This is a genomic window from Mycolicibacter hiberniae, from assembly GCF_010729485.1.
Classification (GTDB): domain Bacteria; phylum Actinomycetota; class Actinomycetes; order Mycobacteriales; family Mycobacteriaceae; genus Mycobacterium; species Mycobacterium hiberniae.
In genome coordinates this window covers 1,279,949-1,294,925 of record NZ_AP022609.1, presented here as the reverse complement: position 1 = coordinate 1,294,925, position 14,977 = coordinate 1,279,949, and the positions used below count along the sequence as shown (strand labels likewise).

Below are 14,977 nucleotides of genomic sequence, written 5' to 3'. Positions count from 1 at the left end.
GTCAACAGTGTGTCAGGAAGTGGTGCAGGACTCGGGTGCCGAACTTCAGCGCGTCGACCGGAACCCGCTCGTCGACCCCGTGGAACAGCGCGGCGAAGTCAAGCTCGGGCGGAAGGCGCAGCGGCGCGAACCCGAAGCAGCGAATACCCAACTTGGCGAAGGCTTTTGCGTCCGTTCCTCCGGACAGCATGTAGGGCACCGCCCGGGCGTCGGGATCGCAGGCCAGCAGCGCGGCGTTCATCGCCTCGACCAGGTCGCCGTCGAAGGTCGTCTCGACGGGCGGCTGCAGGGCGACCCATTCCCGGGTCACGTCGGGACCGATCAGGGCGTCGACCTCGGCCTCGAACGCTGCCTGACGCCCGGGCAGCACCCGGCAGTCCAGCACCGCCTCGGCCGTCGCCGGGATCACGTTGGCCTTGTAGCCGGCCTGCAGCATGGTCGGTGTCGCGGTGTCGCGCAGGGTGGCGTTGACGATGCGGGCGATGGGCCCCAGTTTCTCGATCATCCCCTCCAGGTCCGGGGAGTCGACGTCGATGACCAGTCCGGTCTCCTCGCTCACCGCGGTCAGGAACTGCTCCACCGCCTCGGTGAGCACCAGCGGGAAGCGGTGCCGGCCGAGTCGGGCCACCGCCTCGGCCAGCGCGGTGACGGCGTTGTCGTCGTTGATCATGGACCCGTGCCCGGCCCGGCCGTGGGCCCGCAGCCGCATCCAGCACAGGCCCTTCTCCGCGGTCTCGATCAGGTAGAGCCGACGCTCGCCGCCGTCGCGCCGCGGCACCGTCAGCGAGAAGCCCCCGACCTCCCCGATCGCCTCGGTGACCCCGGCAAACAGGTCGGGACGGTGCTCGACGAGCCAATGCGCGCCGTACTTGCCGCCGGCCTCCTCGTCGGCGACGAAAGCGAACACCAGATCCCGCGGCGGGGTGATACCGGACCGGGCCAGGTGGCGGGCCACCGCGATCATCATCCCGACCATGTCCTTCATGTCGACCGCGCCGCGGCCCCAGACATAGCCGTCCTCGATCGCACCGGAGAACGGGTGCACACTCCAGTCGCTCGCCTCGGCCGGCACCACATCGAGGTGGCCGTGAATCAGCAGCGCCCCGCGGGACGGGTCACTGCCCGCCAGGCGGGCGAACACGTTGCCGCGCCCCGGCGCACCCGATTCGAGGTATTCGGTCTTATAACCCACTTCCTCGAGCTGGGCGGCCACCCAGCGGGCGCAGTCCGCCTCGCCCTTGGTGGTGGCCAGTTCGCCGGTGTTGGAGGTGTCGAAGCGAATGAGGGCGCTGACGAGTTCGACCACCTCGCCCACGGCGTCACCGGCAGGATCCGGGAATTCGGTCACAGCTACCTTTACTACCACTTCCGGCCACCTCCGCGGCCCTTCGGATGGTGTTGCCAGGGCTGGGTTTGGGTCCGAGGATGGCCATCCGTTAGCCTTAGCTGCCCGGCCGAGCCGGGTAAGTCCGAGTGGCGGAATGGCAGACGCGCTAGCTTGAGGTGCTAGTGCCCTATTAACGGGCGTGGGGGTTCAAGTCCCCCCTCGGACACCCTGTGACAAGTCGGGTCATGAATCAGACCTCAACCCGCGTCATCGTTTTACAGATCGCCCCGGCTCCTGCCGGGGTTTTTCTGTTGGTGCCCCGTGCGGCGCTTCCTACGATCGGTGTGACACGTGATCGGGAGGAACACCATGCCCAAAGTCGGGGTTGCGCAAGTCGGGTCGGTCTTGTTCGACACCGCGGGGACGCTCGCCAAGTTGCAGGAGTTCGTCGAGCGGGCGCAGGCGGCAGGGGTGGAATTCCTGGTTTTCCCGGAGGCATTCGTGGGCGGGTATCCGAAGGGGCTGTCGTTCGGTGCGGTCGTCGGGTCCCGCACCCCGGCCGGTCGAGACGAGTACGTGCGGTACCACTCGTCGGCGGTGACGGTGCCCGGACCGGAGACGAACCGGATCGGTGAGCTCGCACGCCAGTCGAGAATCACGATGGTGGTGGGGGTGATCGAGCGCGACGGCGGAACCCTGTATTGCACCGCTGTCTATTTCGGCGCCGACGGACAGTTGCTGGGCAAGCACCGCAAGCTGATGCCGACGGCGAGCGAACGGCTGATCTGGGGTCAGGGTGACGGGTCGACGATCGAGGTGTTCGACAGTCCCGCCGGCCGGTTCGCCGCGACCATCTGCTGGGAGAACTACATGCCCCAGTTCCGCCTCGCCACCTACCAGCAGGGCGTACAGCTGTGGTGCGCACCGACGGTCGACGACCGCGACATCTGGCAGTCCACCATGCGGCACATCGCGTACGAGGGCCGGTGCTTCGTGCTCAGCGCCTGCCAGTACCTCAACACCGCCGACCTGCCCGAGAACTACGCGCGCGACGACTCGCAGCAGGCGCCGACGGACCTGATTCGCGGCGGCAGCGTCATCGTCTCTCCGCTCGGCGAGGTACTCGCGGGACCGGTCTACGGGGCGGAAACCCTGCTGGTGGCCGACCTCGACCTCGACGATCAGATCCGCGGCAAATACGACCTCGACGTCACCGGCCACTATGCGCGACCAGACGTCTTCACCCTGACCGTGGACCGCAGTGCCCGGACCGCGGTCGTCTCGGCGCCGACCGCCGCGCCCGAACCGGTGGGCTTCGACGACGCGATCGCCGGGCGGAAGTCGTAGGCTCGATGGGGAGATGACTCGTCCGCGTGCGTTCAGCCGCCGGCCGGCACCGTGCACCTTCGCCGACCGCCATGACGCCGGGCGCGCGCTGGCCGAGCTGCTGTCGGGTGATCTGAACGACCGCGCGCCGGGGGCACTGGTGGTGCTGGGACTGGCCCGCGGCGGTGTACCGGTGGCCTGGGAGGTCGCCGCCGCGCTGGGGGCGCCGCTGGACGTGTTCGTGGTCCGCAAGCTCGGTGTGCCCCAGCAGCCCGAACTGGCGATGGGCGCCCTGGCCGGCGGGCGGGTGGTGATCAACGACCGGGTGATTCGCAGCCTTGGCATCAGTGAGGAGGTGCTGCAGGCGGTGATCGAGCGCGAGCGGACCGAACTGCAGCGGCGCGAACGCGCCTACCGCGGCAACCGCCCACCGGCGAAGCTTCGGGGCCGGGTGGTGATCGTGGTCGACGACGGCATCGCAACCGGCGCCAGTGTGCTGGCGGCGGTGCGGGCGATACAGGCTGCCGAACCGGCGTCGATCGTGGTGGGCGTGCCGGTGGCTGCCCGGGCGGCGTGCCGAAAGGTCGCCCAAGAGGCCGACGATGTGGTGTGCGTGAGCACACCGGAGGATTTCGACGCGGTGGGCCAGGCCTATCGCGACTTTCACCAGGTCAGCGACGACGAGGTCCGCGACCTGCTGGCCGCGCCGACTACCCGAACGGCGGGTTAGTCCGCGCGATGCGGGGCCGGATCCTCGGCGGACTCATCGGTCGCCTCGGCGTCGAAGTCCGCCACATCGTATGACTCGGGGGCGTCTGACTCGGCGACGTCTGACTCGGCGGCCGCCTCGGGGCGCTCCCCCTCGGCAGCCTCGTCTGCACCGTCGTCGGCCGGTTCCCCGGCATCGTCGGCGTCGGTGGGCGCTGCACTCGTCGCGGTGTGTGCGCGCCGCTCCCGCAGCGCATCCACGATCAGCAGCAGCACACCCAGCAGGCTGGCACCGATGCAGACCCACGCCACCAGCGCGTTGCTGGTGACGACCGCGAACACCAATGCCGCAAGGCCGATTACCGCCAATACCAACGCGATGACCAGCATCGAATCACCTCCAGTCCGACGGGCGAACTACTCGAATCCGCCGCGGGCGCGGCCACCTCGGGTCGACGGTCAGTTGGCGCCGCGACTGAAGTTGTTGAAGCCGCCGCCGTCACCGGAGGCACTGCTGTCGACCGGAGCCGCCGATCCGCGCTGGCCCAGCTCCTCGAGCTGAGATTCCAGATAGGTCTTGAGTCGGGTGCGGTACTCGCGCTCGAAGGTGCGCAGCTGCTCGAGGCGACCCTCCAGCACGGTGCGCTGCTGGTTGATGGTGCCCATGATCTCGGAGTGCTTACGCTCGGCGTCGGCCTGCAGCGCGTCGGCCTTCTCCTGTGCCTGGCGCAGCTGGGTCTCCGACCGCGTCTGGGCGTCCGCCAGCAGCGCGTCCGCGCGCTGACGGGCCTCGGCGACCGTGGTCTCGGCGGTCTGGCGGGCCTCGCTGAGGATCTGGTCGGCGTTGGCGCGGGCGTCGGCCATCAGCTTCTCCGACTCGGCCCGGGCGGTGTTGGTCAACCGGTCCGCGGTGTCCTGGGCCAGGCTGAGCACGCGCGCTGCCTTGAGGTGCGACTCTTCGGGGGCGGTCTCGGCAGCCGCCGGCGCGGCGACCACCGGCTGGGGCGGTGCCACCGGCTCGGGAGCGGGCTCGTAGGCGGGGATCGAGGGAACCGGCTGCGCGCCACCACCGGCACGGGCCGCGGCCAGGTCCTGGTCGAGCTCGCTGACCCGCTGACGCAGGTCGGCGTTCTCCTCGATGAGCCGGGTCAGTTCGGCCTCCACCAGGTCGAGGAAGGCGTCGACCTCGTCCTCGTTGTACCCACGCTTGCCGATAGGCGGTTTGCTGAACGCGACGTTATGTACGTCGGCCGGTGTTAGTGGCATCGTCTGCCCCCTCGAGTCAGGTAGTAGGTAGCGCCGATCGGGCATGGTTGGGTCGACCGGGAAACGCTCGCCGTGTGTAACTGCCGTCCATCCTGTCACATCTGCCGCTGCGCTCGGCAATGTGAATGATATTAAGAGCGAATTTCAAATTGCGGACCGAGATACCGCACGGCAGCAAAGCGCCACCGATCGGCGAGCGGCGATCCGGCCGCCTGGCTCTGGGACCGCGCGCCCCGGCTGATCACAGCGGGGGCGAACAGCGCCAGAGCGGCCGACCACCGCCGACGGCCACGCACCGCACAAGGGCCCGGTGCGGGTGAATGTGATCTTTTTCGCTACCGGGCGGCCTCGGCGTGTCGAGCGCCGATGCGCGATACCGCCCCGGTCAGGCGGCGTGCTGCAGGGCCAGCTCCATGCCGACGAAGGTGATCAGCAGCAGCACCATGATCGACAGGTCGATACGCACCGCCCCGATGGTCAGCTGCGGAATGAGGCGTCGCAGCAGCTTCACCGGTGGATCGGTGATGCTCATGATCAGCTCCAGAATCACCACCGTGGTTCCCCGCGGGTGCCAATCACGGCTGAACGAGCGGATGAACTCGATGACGATTCGGGCGATCAGCAACAGCCAGAATACAAATAGCGCGATACCGAGAATCGTGAAGAACAGCGCCAACGGAATGCGACCTTACTGACGAGGGTGGGCCCGCATCAGCATTGCTGACCGGCTCGACTGCCGTTCCAGCCTACCGATACGCGTAGTAGCCGGTCTCGGCGATGCGGCGACGCTCCTCCGGCGTTACGTCGACATCGGCCGGCGACAGCAGAAACACCTTGGTCGCCACCTTGTCGAAGGAGCCGCGCAGGGCGAAGGCCAGCCCTGCTGCGAAGTCGACCAACCGCTTGGCGTCGGCGTTGTCCATCGACACCAGGTCCATGATGACCGGGGTGCCGTCGCGGAAGCGCTCGCCGATGGTGCGGGCTTCGCTGTAGTCCTTGGGCCGCAGCGTGGTGATCTTGGACAGCGGGCTGCTCTCGTCGAACACCTGGGCCATCCGGCGCGGCTCCATGGCCAGGGCGCCGCGGGTCGAGCCACGCAACGAGGCAAACCGGCGCTCGAAGTCACGGGGGCGGTCGAATTCACGCCCGCGGTAGCGCGGCTCGTCGTCGTACCCGCCCCGGTAGCCGGCGGGGGCGTCGTCGTAGTCACGGTCCTCGAAACGGTCGTCGTAGCGGGTCTCCGAACGCCCGGCGACCCGGTCGAAAACGTCCTCGCCGAACCGCTCCCCCCGCGGCGTGTAGTCACGCGCACCGGTGCGGTGGTCACCGTCGTCGTAGTAGTCGTCGTCATAGTCCTCCATCGGAGCCATCCCGAAGTAGGCCTTGACCTTGTGGAGTGTGCTCATCCCTGGACCCTTCTAGGCTGATGACTGTGATGAAGGTGTGACTGAAGTGACTAATAACGGTGACGGTAACGGCAGCGAGCGCGTTGGCGCTGTACCGACACGCGGACAGTTCCCACCGGTTTCACCCGCCCCCTCCAGCGACATCTAGCGCGGACTCATTCCAACCACACCAACGACGCCAGCCGACCGGTGAGACCGTCGCGGCGGTGACTGAACAGCTTGGGGTCCGCGGCCGTGCAGCGCGGATCGGCGTCGATGGCCTCGATGCCCAATCCCCGTAGCTGACGAGCGATTCCAGCCCGCAAGTCCAGCCCGACAGTGCCCGCCGAGGTGACCGTTCGACTGCCCGGCAACGCTTGTTCGACCTCATCGGCCATCTGCGCGGGCACCTCATAGTGCAAGCCACTGACCGCGGGCCCCAGCAAAACCGAGATGTCGCCGGCACTCGCGCCGGCCGCCAGCATCTCCTCCACCGCGCGAACCACCACGCCGCGCTGCGCGCCGACCCGGCCGGCGTGCACCGCAGCCACCACCCCCGCACGCGTATCGGCCAGCAGCACCGGGACACAGTCGGCGGTCACCACCACCATCGCCAGGCGCGGCACGGTGGTGACCAACGCATCGGTCGCCTCGACCGGAGTCGCGCGTGGCCCGTCAACGCGCACCACATGATCGCCGTGAACCTGGTTCATCCACACCAGCCGATCCGGGCCCAAACCCGTGGCCTTGGCCAGCCGCGCCCGGTTTCTGGCCACCGCCGCCGGGTCGTCGCCGACGTGATCGCCCAAGTTGAAGCTGTCGAACGGGGCCCCCGACACACCGCCGGAGCGAGTGGTCGTCACCCGGCGGACACGAAAACTCATGTCCGGGAAGTACCCCGCGAGTGCGGCGGACGAGCGGTCATCGACTCAGTGCCGCATGAACGGCGGGACGTCGACGTCGTCGTCGTCGCATCCGTCATCACCGTTGCGTCCGCCGACGCTGACCGTGGCCCCGTTGGTGGGGGCAGGCACGCTGACGGCGTCCACCGGGTCGAACAACGACGAGGTGACCTTGCCGGCCTGCCCCGGCGCCATCGCGTGCCGGGCCTGACCGGGGTTGCCGGTCACCGGCTTGCGGCCGGAGCCCGCCGAGTCGAAGCCTGCCGCGATCACCGTCACCCGCACCTCGTCGCCGAGCGAGTCGTCGATCACGGTGCCGAAGATGATGTTGGCCTCGGGATGCGCGGCGTCCTGCACCAGCGACGCCGCCTCGTTGATCTCGAACAATCCCAAGTCGCTGCCGCCGGCAACCGACATCAGCACGCCCTGGGCGCCCTCCATCGAGGCTTCCAGCAGCGGCGAGTTGATCGCGATCTCGGCGGCCTTGAGCGCACGGCCGTCGCCGCGGGCCGAACCGATGCCCATCAGGGCGGTGCCCGCCCCGCTCATGATGCCCTTGACATCGGCGAAGTCCACGTTGATCAGACCGGGCGTGGTGATCAGGTCGGTGATGCCCTGGACACCGTTGAGCAGCACCTCGTCGGCGCTGCGGAACGCGTCCATCAGCGAGACCTGGGCGTCGCCCATCTGCAGCAGGCGGTCGTTGGGGATCACGATCAGGGTGTCGCAGCTCTCGCGCAGGGCAGCGATGCCCAGTTCCGCCTGATTGCCACGCCGCTTGCCCTCGAACGAGAACGGGCGGGTGACCACACCGACGGTCAGCGCGCCGAGCTTGCGGGCGATGGTGGCCACCACCGGTGCGCCGCCGGTGCCCGTGCCGCCGCCTTCGCCGGCGGTGACGAACACCATGTCGGCGCCGCGCAGCAGTTCCTCGATCTCGTCCTTGGCGTCTTCGGCGGCGCGGCGACCCACTTCGGGGTCGGCACCGGCGCCGAGGCCGCGGGTGGATTCACGACCGACGTCAAGCTTGACGTCGGCGTCGCTCATCAACAATGCCTGTGCGTCGGTGTTGATCGCGATGAACTCAACGCCCTTGAGGCCCTGCTCGATCATCCGGTTGACGGCGTTGACGCCGCCACCACCGATACCCACGACTTTGATGACGGCCAGATAGTTGTGCGGTGGGGTCATCGTTCGTCTTCCTCCCTGGTGGGATTGGATTCCTCTCTGGGGCGGGCTCAACGCGAAACTCCAAGATCCGACATTCTCAACCCTCAACCTCAACCATAGGCTTAGAGTTATGTCAAGTTGTTTCGCGCAATCGCCACAGTAGGGCCGCCGCGACCCCCATCCGTGCCGACGCGCCGAGACACACCCTGCGAATTTTCCTGGCCGGTCATGAATGTTCCCTGACCGAACTAGCGCACGGTGGGCAGATCCGGGCTCGACACGTCATAGGTCTGCCCGGGCTGGGTCAGCAGCGCCGCGAGTTTCTGTGCCTTCTCCGCGGTGCGGTCGGTATTGCCCCAGACCACCACCCGGCCATCGCCGAGCGTCAGCGTGATCGAGGCCACCGACGGGGCGGCAACCCGGCTGATCTGGCCGGCCACCTCGGGCGCCAGCGAGGTCATCACCTGCAAGGCGGCCAGCGTCGACGGATCGGCCGGGCCGGGGTTCTCCACGTCGAAAAACGGCAGCATCGTCGGTGGGGGCGCCGTCGCGAAATCCACCCCGTCCCGGTCGAACAGATGCGGGCCGTCCGGAAAGTCCTTGTACACCACCGGGACTCGTTCGACCACCGAGATCCCCAGCACCGACGGGTACTGCCGCTGCACCCGCGTGCTTGCCACCCGCCGGATGGTCGCGACCCGATCGGCCACCCGGCCGGTGTCAACCTGCAGCAGCGGCGTACCGGGGCGCACGCGGGCCATGTCCAGCACTTCCTCGCGGGTCACCGCGGTGATGCCGGTGACCTCGATCTCGCGCACCGACATCAGCGGCGTGAAATACAGGATGAGGCCGAGCCCCACCACCAGCACCGCGGTCAGCAGGGCCGCCAGCACCATCTTCAGGCCCCGGATGGTGCCGCGGGGAAGGCCCCTGGCGGGTTCGGCGGAACCGGCGCGGGCACGCCGCTTGGCCTCCCGGCGGGCCTGTTCGATCGCCTCGGCGCGCGCCTGAGCGGCACGGCGCTCCGCGCGCTCCCGCCGGGCCCGGCGCCGCGGGCCCTCCTCCTCGGCGGGTTCCTCGGCACCGCCGGCCTCCTGATCGCCCTGGGCGGTCTCACCCTGGGCGGGGTCGTCCTGGCCCGGGTCGCCCTCGGCGGGCTCGCCCTGGGCAGGAACGTCCTGGGCGGCCTGCTGGGCGGGCTCGTCGCCTTCCCGGTCCGCGGCGGCCGGCACGTTCCCCTGCTCGTCGGCGAAGTCCGGCTCGTCGGGGGGAACGGCCGGCATCTCGGGCGGCACGCTCACGCCACACCCGGGGGTGGGGTCTGGTCGGCCCGCGCCCGCAGCGCGGTCACGATCTCGGGGCCCAGCATGGTCACATCACCGGCGCCCATGGTGAGGATGACGTCACCGGGACCGGCCGCCGCCGCGACCGCCTCGGGCACCGCCGAGAAGTCCGGCAGGTAGTGCACGTCGACGCCGACGTGTTCGGCGACGGTGGCCCCACTCACCCCGGGCAGCGGCGTCTCACGCGCCCCGTAGACATCGAGGACGAACACCTCGTCCGCGCCGTCCAGCGACTGGCCGAACTCGGTGGCGAACTCCTTGGTGCGTGAGTACAGATGCGGTTGGAACACCACCAGGCTGCGCCCAAAACCCTGCTCGTCGAGCAACGCCCGCACCGCGGTCAGCGTCGCGGCGATCTCGGTGGGATGGTGCGCGTAGTCGTCGAAGACCCGCACCGCGCCGACGGTTCCGGCGGAACCCACCAGCTCGAACCGGCGGCGCACCCCGTCGAACCCGGCCAGGCCCTCGAGCACCCCGTCCAGCGGCGCGCCGACCTCCACCGCGGCCAGCAGGGCGCCCAGCGCATTGAGGGCCATGTGGCGGCCGGGCACCGACAGCCGCATCGTCGCGCGCTGCCCGGTCCCGGCCAGCGCGACCTCGGCGAGCGCACCGGTGCCCTGCTGCTCCCAGCGCAGCAACGTGCCGTCGAGCGGCACCGAACCCGTGCCGTGACTGCCGTACCGCAGCACCCGGATGCCCTGCGCCGCAGTGCGATCGGCCAACTCGGCGGAGCCGGGGTCATCGACGCACACCACCGCCGCCCCGCCCGGGGCGATCCGCTCGACGAATGCGTCGAAGACTTCGGTGTAGGCCTGGGCGCTGCCGAAGAAGTCCAGGTGGTCGGCCTCGATGTTGGTGACCACCGCGACGTTGGGCGCGTACTCCAGCAGCGAGCCGTCGCTCTCGTCGGCCTCGGCGACGAACAGCGGTCCGCTGCCGTGATGGGCGTTGGTTCCGGCTTCCGAACCGGCCGAACCCAATTCGCCGCCCACCGCGAACGATGGATCCAGCCCGCAGCGCTGCAACGCGACCACGAGCATCGACGTCGTCGTCGTCTTGCCGTGGGTGCCGGTGACCATCAGGGTGGTGCGCCCGGCCATCAGCTTTGCCAGCACCGCCGGTCGCAGCACCACCGGAATGCCCCGGCGGCGGGCTTCGACCAGTTCGGGATTGGTCTTGGGAATGGCCGCGTGGGTGGTGACCACCGCGGTCACCCCGCCGGGCAGCAGATCCAGCGCCGACGCATCGTGACCGATCCGCACCTGGGCGCCACGGGCGCGCAGCGCATGAAGTCCGCGGGACTCCTTGGCATCCGAGCCCGAGACGAGTCCCCCGCGGTCCAGCAGGATCCGGGCGATGCCGGACATGCCGGCTCCTCCGATACCGACCATGTGCACGCGGCTCAGTTCCGCAGGCAGCTGCTCAGCGCCCACGTCGGCTCCCCGACCGCCGGGCCGCGGCGACCTCGAGCGCAACGGAAGCCACCCGTTGCGCCGCCTCGGGGTGCCCGGCGAGAACCGCGGCGCTGGTCATCGCGGCCAGCCGCGCGTCGTCGGTGAGCAGGGCGGCGACGGTGTCGGCCACGAACTCCGGCGTCAGCTCGGCGTCGTCGACCAGCATCCCGCCGCCGGCATCGACCACCGGGAGGGCGTTGAGACGTTGTTCGCCGTTGCCGATGGGCAGCGGCACATAGATGGCCGGCAGGCCGACCGCCGAGACTTCGGCGACCGTCATCGCCCCGGAACGGCAGATTGCCAGGTCGGCGGCGGCATAAGCCAAGTCCATCCGGTCCAGATAGGGCACCGCGACATACGGCGGGTCGCCCGGTGCGGGTTCCGGCAGGTCCAGGGTGTTCTTCGGCCCGTGTGCGTGCAACACCGAAATACCCTCAGCAGCAAGATGTTTAGCCGCCCCTGCGACTGCCTGGTTGATCGAGCGGGCGCCCTGCGAGCCGCCGAAGACCAGCAGCACCTTGGCGTCTTCGGCGAAGCCGAACTCGGCGCGGGCCGCCGCCCGCAACCCGGCCCGGTCCAAGGTGGTGATCGCCGGGCGCACCGGAACCCCGACCACCTCGCAGTGGGCCAGCCCGCAGTCGGCGACCGCCGACAGCACGCGCTGCGCCCCGCGGGCCCCGACCCGGTTGGCCAGGCCGGCGCGGGCGTTGGCCTCGTGGATCACCACCGGCACCCGCTTGGCGCCCCGGCCGCCGGCGGCCAGGTACGCCGGCAGCGCCACATAGCCGCCGAAACCGATCACCACATCGGCCTCCACGGCGCGCAGCACCGCCCGGGTCTCCCGCACGGCACGCAGCACCCGCAGCGGCAGCCGGGCCAGGTCGGCGTTGAGTTTGCGGGGCAACGGCACCGGGGTGATCAACTGCAGGTCGTAGCCGCGGGCGGGCACCAGCCGGGTCTCCAGACCGCGGGCGGTGCCCAGCGCGGTGATCCGGACGTCGGCATCCAGGGCGCGCAGCGCGTCGGCGACGGCCATCGCGGGCTCGACGTGGCCAGCGGTGCCGCCGCCGGCCAGGACCACCGATAACGGGGTGCCGCGGTCCGGCTTGCTGACCGAGTCGTTCACCGCCTATCGCTGACCTTCCAATGCTCGCGCGCGTCCGCCGGTCGGACGCGGCCCGGCGTGACGCCGGCCGCCTCCATTTTGCCCTGTGCGCCGAGTGCCCCGGCTCGCCGCCCGGGCTTGCGCCTGCGGGGCGGGACGCTGGCGGGTCGACGTCCGTGCCGCCGCCCGGGGCCGGGCCGGCTGCTCCGGGCGTGACCGCAGCCGGTCGCGCAGGGCCTCGATGCGGGTCGGCGAGTACGGCTCCGGCAGCGGCAGGCGCAGTATCCGGTTCATCCGGTCGTCCTGGCCGGCGCGCAGCGCGGCCACCGCCTCCGGTTCGTGGCGCGCTGCATTGGCCATGATTCCGATCATGAACAGGGTTGTCGCCGTGGAGGTTCCGCCCGCGGAAATCAGGGGCAGCTGGATCCCGGTGACGGGCAGCAGGCCGATCACGTAGCCGACGTTGATGAACGACTGACCGATCACCCACATGGTGGTGGCGGCGGTCAACAGCCGCAGGAAGGGATCGGCGGACCGTTTGGCGATCCGCATGCCGGTGTAGGCGAACAGCCCGAACAGCGCCAGCAGCCCGAACCCGCCGATGAAGCCGAGTTCCTCGCCGATGATGGCGAAGATGAAGTCGTTGTGGGCGTTGGGCAGGTAATTCCACTTCGCGGTGCCCTGGCCCAGGCCGTCGCCGAAGATGCCACCGTTGGCCAGGGCGAATTTCGCCTGACGCGCCTGGTAGCCGGCGTTCTGCGGGTCCGCGTCGGGGTCGAGCCAGGACCGCACCCGGTCGGAGCGGTAGCCCTCCGAGAGGGCCAGGATCACGGCGGCGGACACCACGGACAACAGCGAGCTGGTGAACACCTTCAGCGGCAGACCGGCGTACCACAGCAGCGCCAGCAGGATGATGCCCAGCGAGACCGTCTGCCCCAGGTCGGGCTGGGCGACGATGAGCACCAGCGCCACCACCGCGGCCGGCACCAGCGGAACCAGCATTTCGCGCAGCGTCGCGCGCTCCATGCGGCGGCTGGCCAGCAGGTGCGCGCCCCAGATGGCGAAGGCGATCTTGGCCAGTTCGGAGGGCTGCATCGAGAAGCCGGCGATGACGAACCAGCCGCGAGAGCCGTTGGACAGCGTCCCGATGCCCGGGATCAGCACCAGCACCAGCAGCACGATGGTGAAGGCGAAGCCGGGAAACGCCATGCGGCGCATGAAGCGGACCGGCATGCGCAACGCCACGTAGCAGCCGAAGAGCCCGATCACCGTCCACAGCACCTGCTTGCCGAAGATCAGCCACGCCGACCCGTCGACGCCGTAAGACTCCACCCCCGAGGCCGACAGCACCATGATCAGCCCGAGGGTGGTCAGCAGCGCGGCAACGGCCACGATCAGGTGAAACGATGTCATCGGCCGGCCCAGCCAGGCGCCGAAGCGGGTGCGGGGCTCTGCCGGCGCAATGTCTTCGGTCGCCGCGTCTGCCGAAGCTGCGTCTGCGGGCCCGGCACCGCGCCGCAGCCGGGCCAGCAGCCCGATCACACCGATCCCGCCGCTGCCCGGGCGGCGGCCGCGAAGGCGTCGCCCCGGGCGCCGTAGCCGGCGAACTGGTCGAAGGATGCCCCCGCCGGTGCCAGCAGCACCGTGTCGCCGGGGCGGGCCAAGCCGCGGGCGGCGGCCACCACCGCTGTCATCACCCGGGAGCCGAGCGACTCCTGGAGCCCATCCGCCACTTGAACCACACGAGTAACTGGAGACACAGCAGCATCAGCCATACCACCATCCTCGCCTGTCACAACGTGGACGACCGGAACATCCGGTGCGTGTCGTGATAACGCCTTGGCAACCTCGGCGCGATCCCGGCCGATCAGGATGGCCCCGGCCAGGCGATCGGCGATCCGGGCGACCGTCGGCTCGATCGCGGCGCCCTTGAGCAGCCCACCGGCGACCCAGACCACCCGGGGGTGAGCCAGCACCGACGCCTCGGCGGCGTGCGGATTGGTGGCCTTGGAGTCGTCGACGTAGCGAACACCGCCGTCGACGACGACGAGTTCGGCGCGATGCCGACCGACCTGGAAGGACGCCAGCGCGTCGGCGATCGCCTGCGGCGGCACGCCGACACTGCGCGCCAGCGCCGCCGCCGCCAACGCATCGAGAATCCCCACCGGCCCGGACACCGGCAGCGTCGCCACCGGCGCCAGCACCACGTCCCCGGCGGCGAAGGCCCGGTCGACCAGCATGCCGTCGCGGACCCCGAGCTCCCCCGATGCGGGTTCGCCGAGCCGAAAGCCCACCTTGACCGGCGCCTCCGACGTCTGCAGCACGGCCGCGGCACGGGCGTCGTCCATACCGGCCACCGCCACCCGGCCACTCAGCGCACGCGCCTTGGCAGCGGTGTAGGCGGCCATGCTGCCGTGCCAGTCCAGGTGGTCCTCGGCGATGTTGAGCACCACACCCGCCTCTGGACGCAGCGACGGGGCCCAGTGCAGCTGGAAACTGGACAGCTCGACAGCCAGCACCTCATCCGCGCGCTCGGGTGCCGACGACAAGACGTCCAGGACCGGGTTGCCGATGTTGCCGCACAACTGAGCAGGCATGCCCGCGGCAGTCAACATGGCGTACAGCATCGAGGTGGTGGTGGTTTTGCCGTTGGTGCCCGTGACCACCAGCCAGCGCCGCGGCGGCCCGTAACGGCCGGCGGCGTCGAGTCGCCACGCCAGCTCCACGTCCCCCCAGATCGGCACCCCGGCTGCCACGGCGGCGGCGAGCAGCGGAGTGGCCGGGTCGAATCCGGGGCTGGTGACCACCAGCGCATAGTCGCCGATCTGCGCCGCAGCCGCCGCCGGGCTGCAGCCGCTGACCTGGTGGTCGCCCAGCGCGGCGACGTTGTCGTCGCACAGGGTCAGCTCCAGACCCAAAGGCGCCAACGCGGTCAGGACTGCCCGGCCGGTCACCCCGGCCCCGGCGACCAGCACCCGCGCGCCGGGAGAC

The 14,977-nt window shown here is 70.0% G+C and carries 14 protein-coding genes and 1 tRNA gene; 3 read left to right on the top strand and 12 right to left on the bottom strand.

The window, feature by feature from the left end:
* Position 1: 1 nt before the first annotated feature.
* Positions 2-1,348, bottom strand: a complete 1,347-nt coding sequence (locus tag G6N14_RS06035) for a M20/M25/M40 family metallo-hydrolase (protein WP_109559798.1) — start codon at positions 1,346-1,348, stop codon at positions 2-4.
* 119 nt (positions 1,349-1,467) lie between these two features.
* Here G6N14_RS06035 and G6N14_RS06030 point away from each other — a divergent pair.
* The 3 genes from G6N14_RS06030 (at position 1,468) to G6N14_RS06020 (ending at position 3,383) form a co-directional block, all read left to right on the top strand.
* Positions 1,468-1,553: transfer RNA gene (locus G6N14_RS06030), tRNA-Leu, on the top strand.
* 143 nt (positions 1,554-1,696) lie between these two features.
* Entirely contained in the window at positions 1,697-2,674 is a 978-nt protein-coding gene (locus tag G6N14_RS06025) for a carbon-nitrogen hydrolase family protein (RefSeq protein WP_085135659.1), read from the top strand.
* 13 nt (positions 2,675-2,687) lie between these two features.
* Positions 2,688-3,383, top strand: a complete 696-nt coding sequence (locus G6N14_RS06020; protein ID WP_085135660.1) for a phosphoribosyltransferase — start codon at positions 2,688-2,690, stop codon at positions 3,381-3,383.
* Here G6N14_RS06020 and G6N14_RS06015 read toward each other — a convergent pair.
* From G6N14_RS06015 to murD, 11 genes are all read right to left on the bottom strand, one after another.
* Positions 3,380-3,751 (bottom strand): hypothetical protein, encoded by a 372-nt coding sequence (locus G6N14_RS06015; protein WP_085135661.1) that lies wholly within the window; start codon positions 3,749-3,751, stop codon positions 3,380-3,382. The genes G6N14_RS06020 and G6N14_RS06015 overlap by 4 nt on opposite strands.
* Positions 3,752-3,820: 69 nt before the next feature.
* A complete protein-coding gene (gene wag31, locus G6N14_RS06010; RefSeq protein WP_085135662.1) occupies positions 3,821-4,627 on the bottom strand; it encodes a DivIVA-like cell division protein Wag31 in 807 nt (268 codons plus the stop codon).
* Between the two features lie 385 nt (positions 4,628-5,012).
* On the bottom strand, positions 5,013-5,303 hold the full coding sequence (locus G6N14_RS06005; protein ID WP_046321695.1) for a YggT family protein: 291 nt from the start codon (positions 5,301-5,303) through the stop codon (positions 5,013-5,015).
* A gap of 70 nt (positions 5,304-5,373) precedes the next feature.
* On the bottom strand, positions 5,374-6,033 hold the full coding sequence (locus G6N14_RS06000) for a cell division protein SepF (protein WP_085135663.1): 660 nt from the start codon (positions 6,031-6,033) through the stop codon (positions 5,374-5,376).
* Positions 6,034-6,188: 155 nt separating this feature from the next.
* Positions 6,189-6,896 carry a peptidoglycan editing factor PgeF gene (gene pgeF / locus G6N14_RS05995; RefSeq protein ID WP_085135664.1) on the bottom strand — a complete coding sequence of 236 codons (708 nt, stop codon included), beginning with the start codon at positions 6,894-6,896 and terminating at the stop codon, positions 6,189-6,191.
* Between the two features lie 45 nt (positions 6,897-6,941).
* Positions 6,942-8,105, bottom strand: a complete 1,164-nt coding sequence (gene ftsZ / locus G6N14_RS05990) for a cell division protein FtsZ (protein WP_085135665.1) — start codon at positions 8,103-8,105, stop codon at positions 6,942-6,944.
* A gap of 227 nt (positions 8,106-8,332) precedes the next feature.
* The gene (locus tag G6N14_RS05985; RefSeq protein ID WP_275986389.1) at positions 8,333-9,367 is read right to left on the bottom strand and encodes a cell division protein FtsQ/DivIB; all 1,035 of its coding nucleotides are present in this window, start codon (positions 9,365-9,367) and stop codon (positions 8,333-8,335) included.
* Between the two features lie 14 nt (positions 9,368-9,381).
* Positions 9,382-10,860 carry a UDP-N-acetylmuramate--L-alanine ligase gene (gene murC, locus G6N14_RS05980; RefSeq protein WP_085135666.1) on the bottom strand — a complete coding sequence of 493 codons (1,479 nt, stop codon included), beginning with the start codon at positions 10,858-10,860 and terminating at the stop codon, positions 9,382-9,384.
* A complete protein-coding gene (murG, locus tag G6N14_RS05975; RefSeq protein ID WP_085135667.1) occupies positions 10,850-12,007 on the bottom strand; it encodes an undecaprenyldiphospho-muramoylpentapeptide beta-N-acetylglucosaminyltransferase in 1,158 nt (385 codons plus the stop codon). Before murG ends, murC begins: the two co-directional genes overlap by 11 nt.
* Positions 12,008-12,010: 3 nt before the next feature.
* Positions 12,011-13,528: a putative lipid II flippase FtsW gene (ftsW, locus tag G6N14_RS05970; protein ID WP_085135668.1), complete on the bottom strand. Its 1,518-nt coding sequence runs from the start codon at positions 13,526-13,528 to the stop codon at positions 12,011-12,013.
* Positions 13,525-14,940: a UDP-N-acetylmuramoyl-L-alanine--D-glutamate ligase gene (gene murD / locus G6N14_RS05965; protein ID WP_407663159.1), complete on the bottom strand. Its 1,416-nt coding sequence runs from the start codon at positions 14,938-14,940 to the stop codon at positions 13,525-13,527. The genes ftsW and murD overlap by 4 nt, the downstream gene beginning before the upstream one ends.
* Positions 14,941-14,977: the final 37 nt, after the last annotated feature.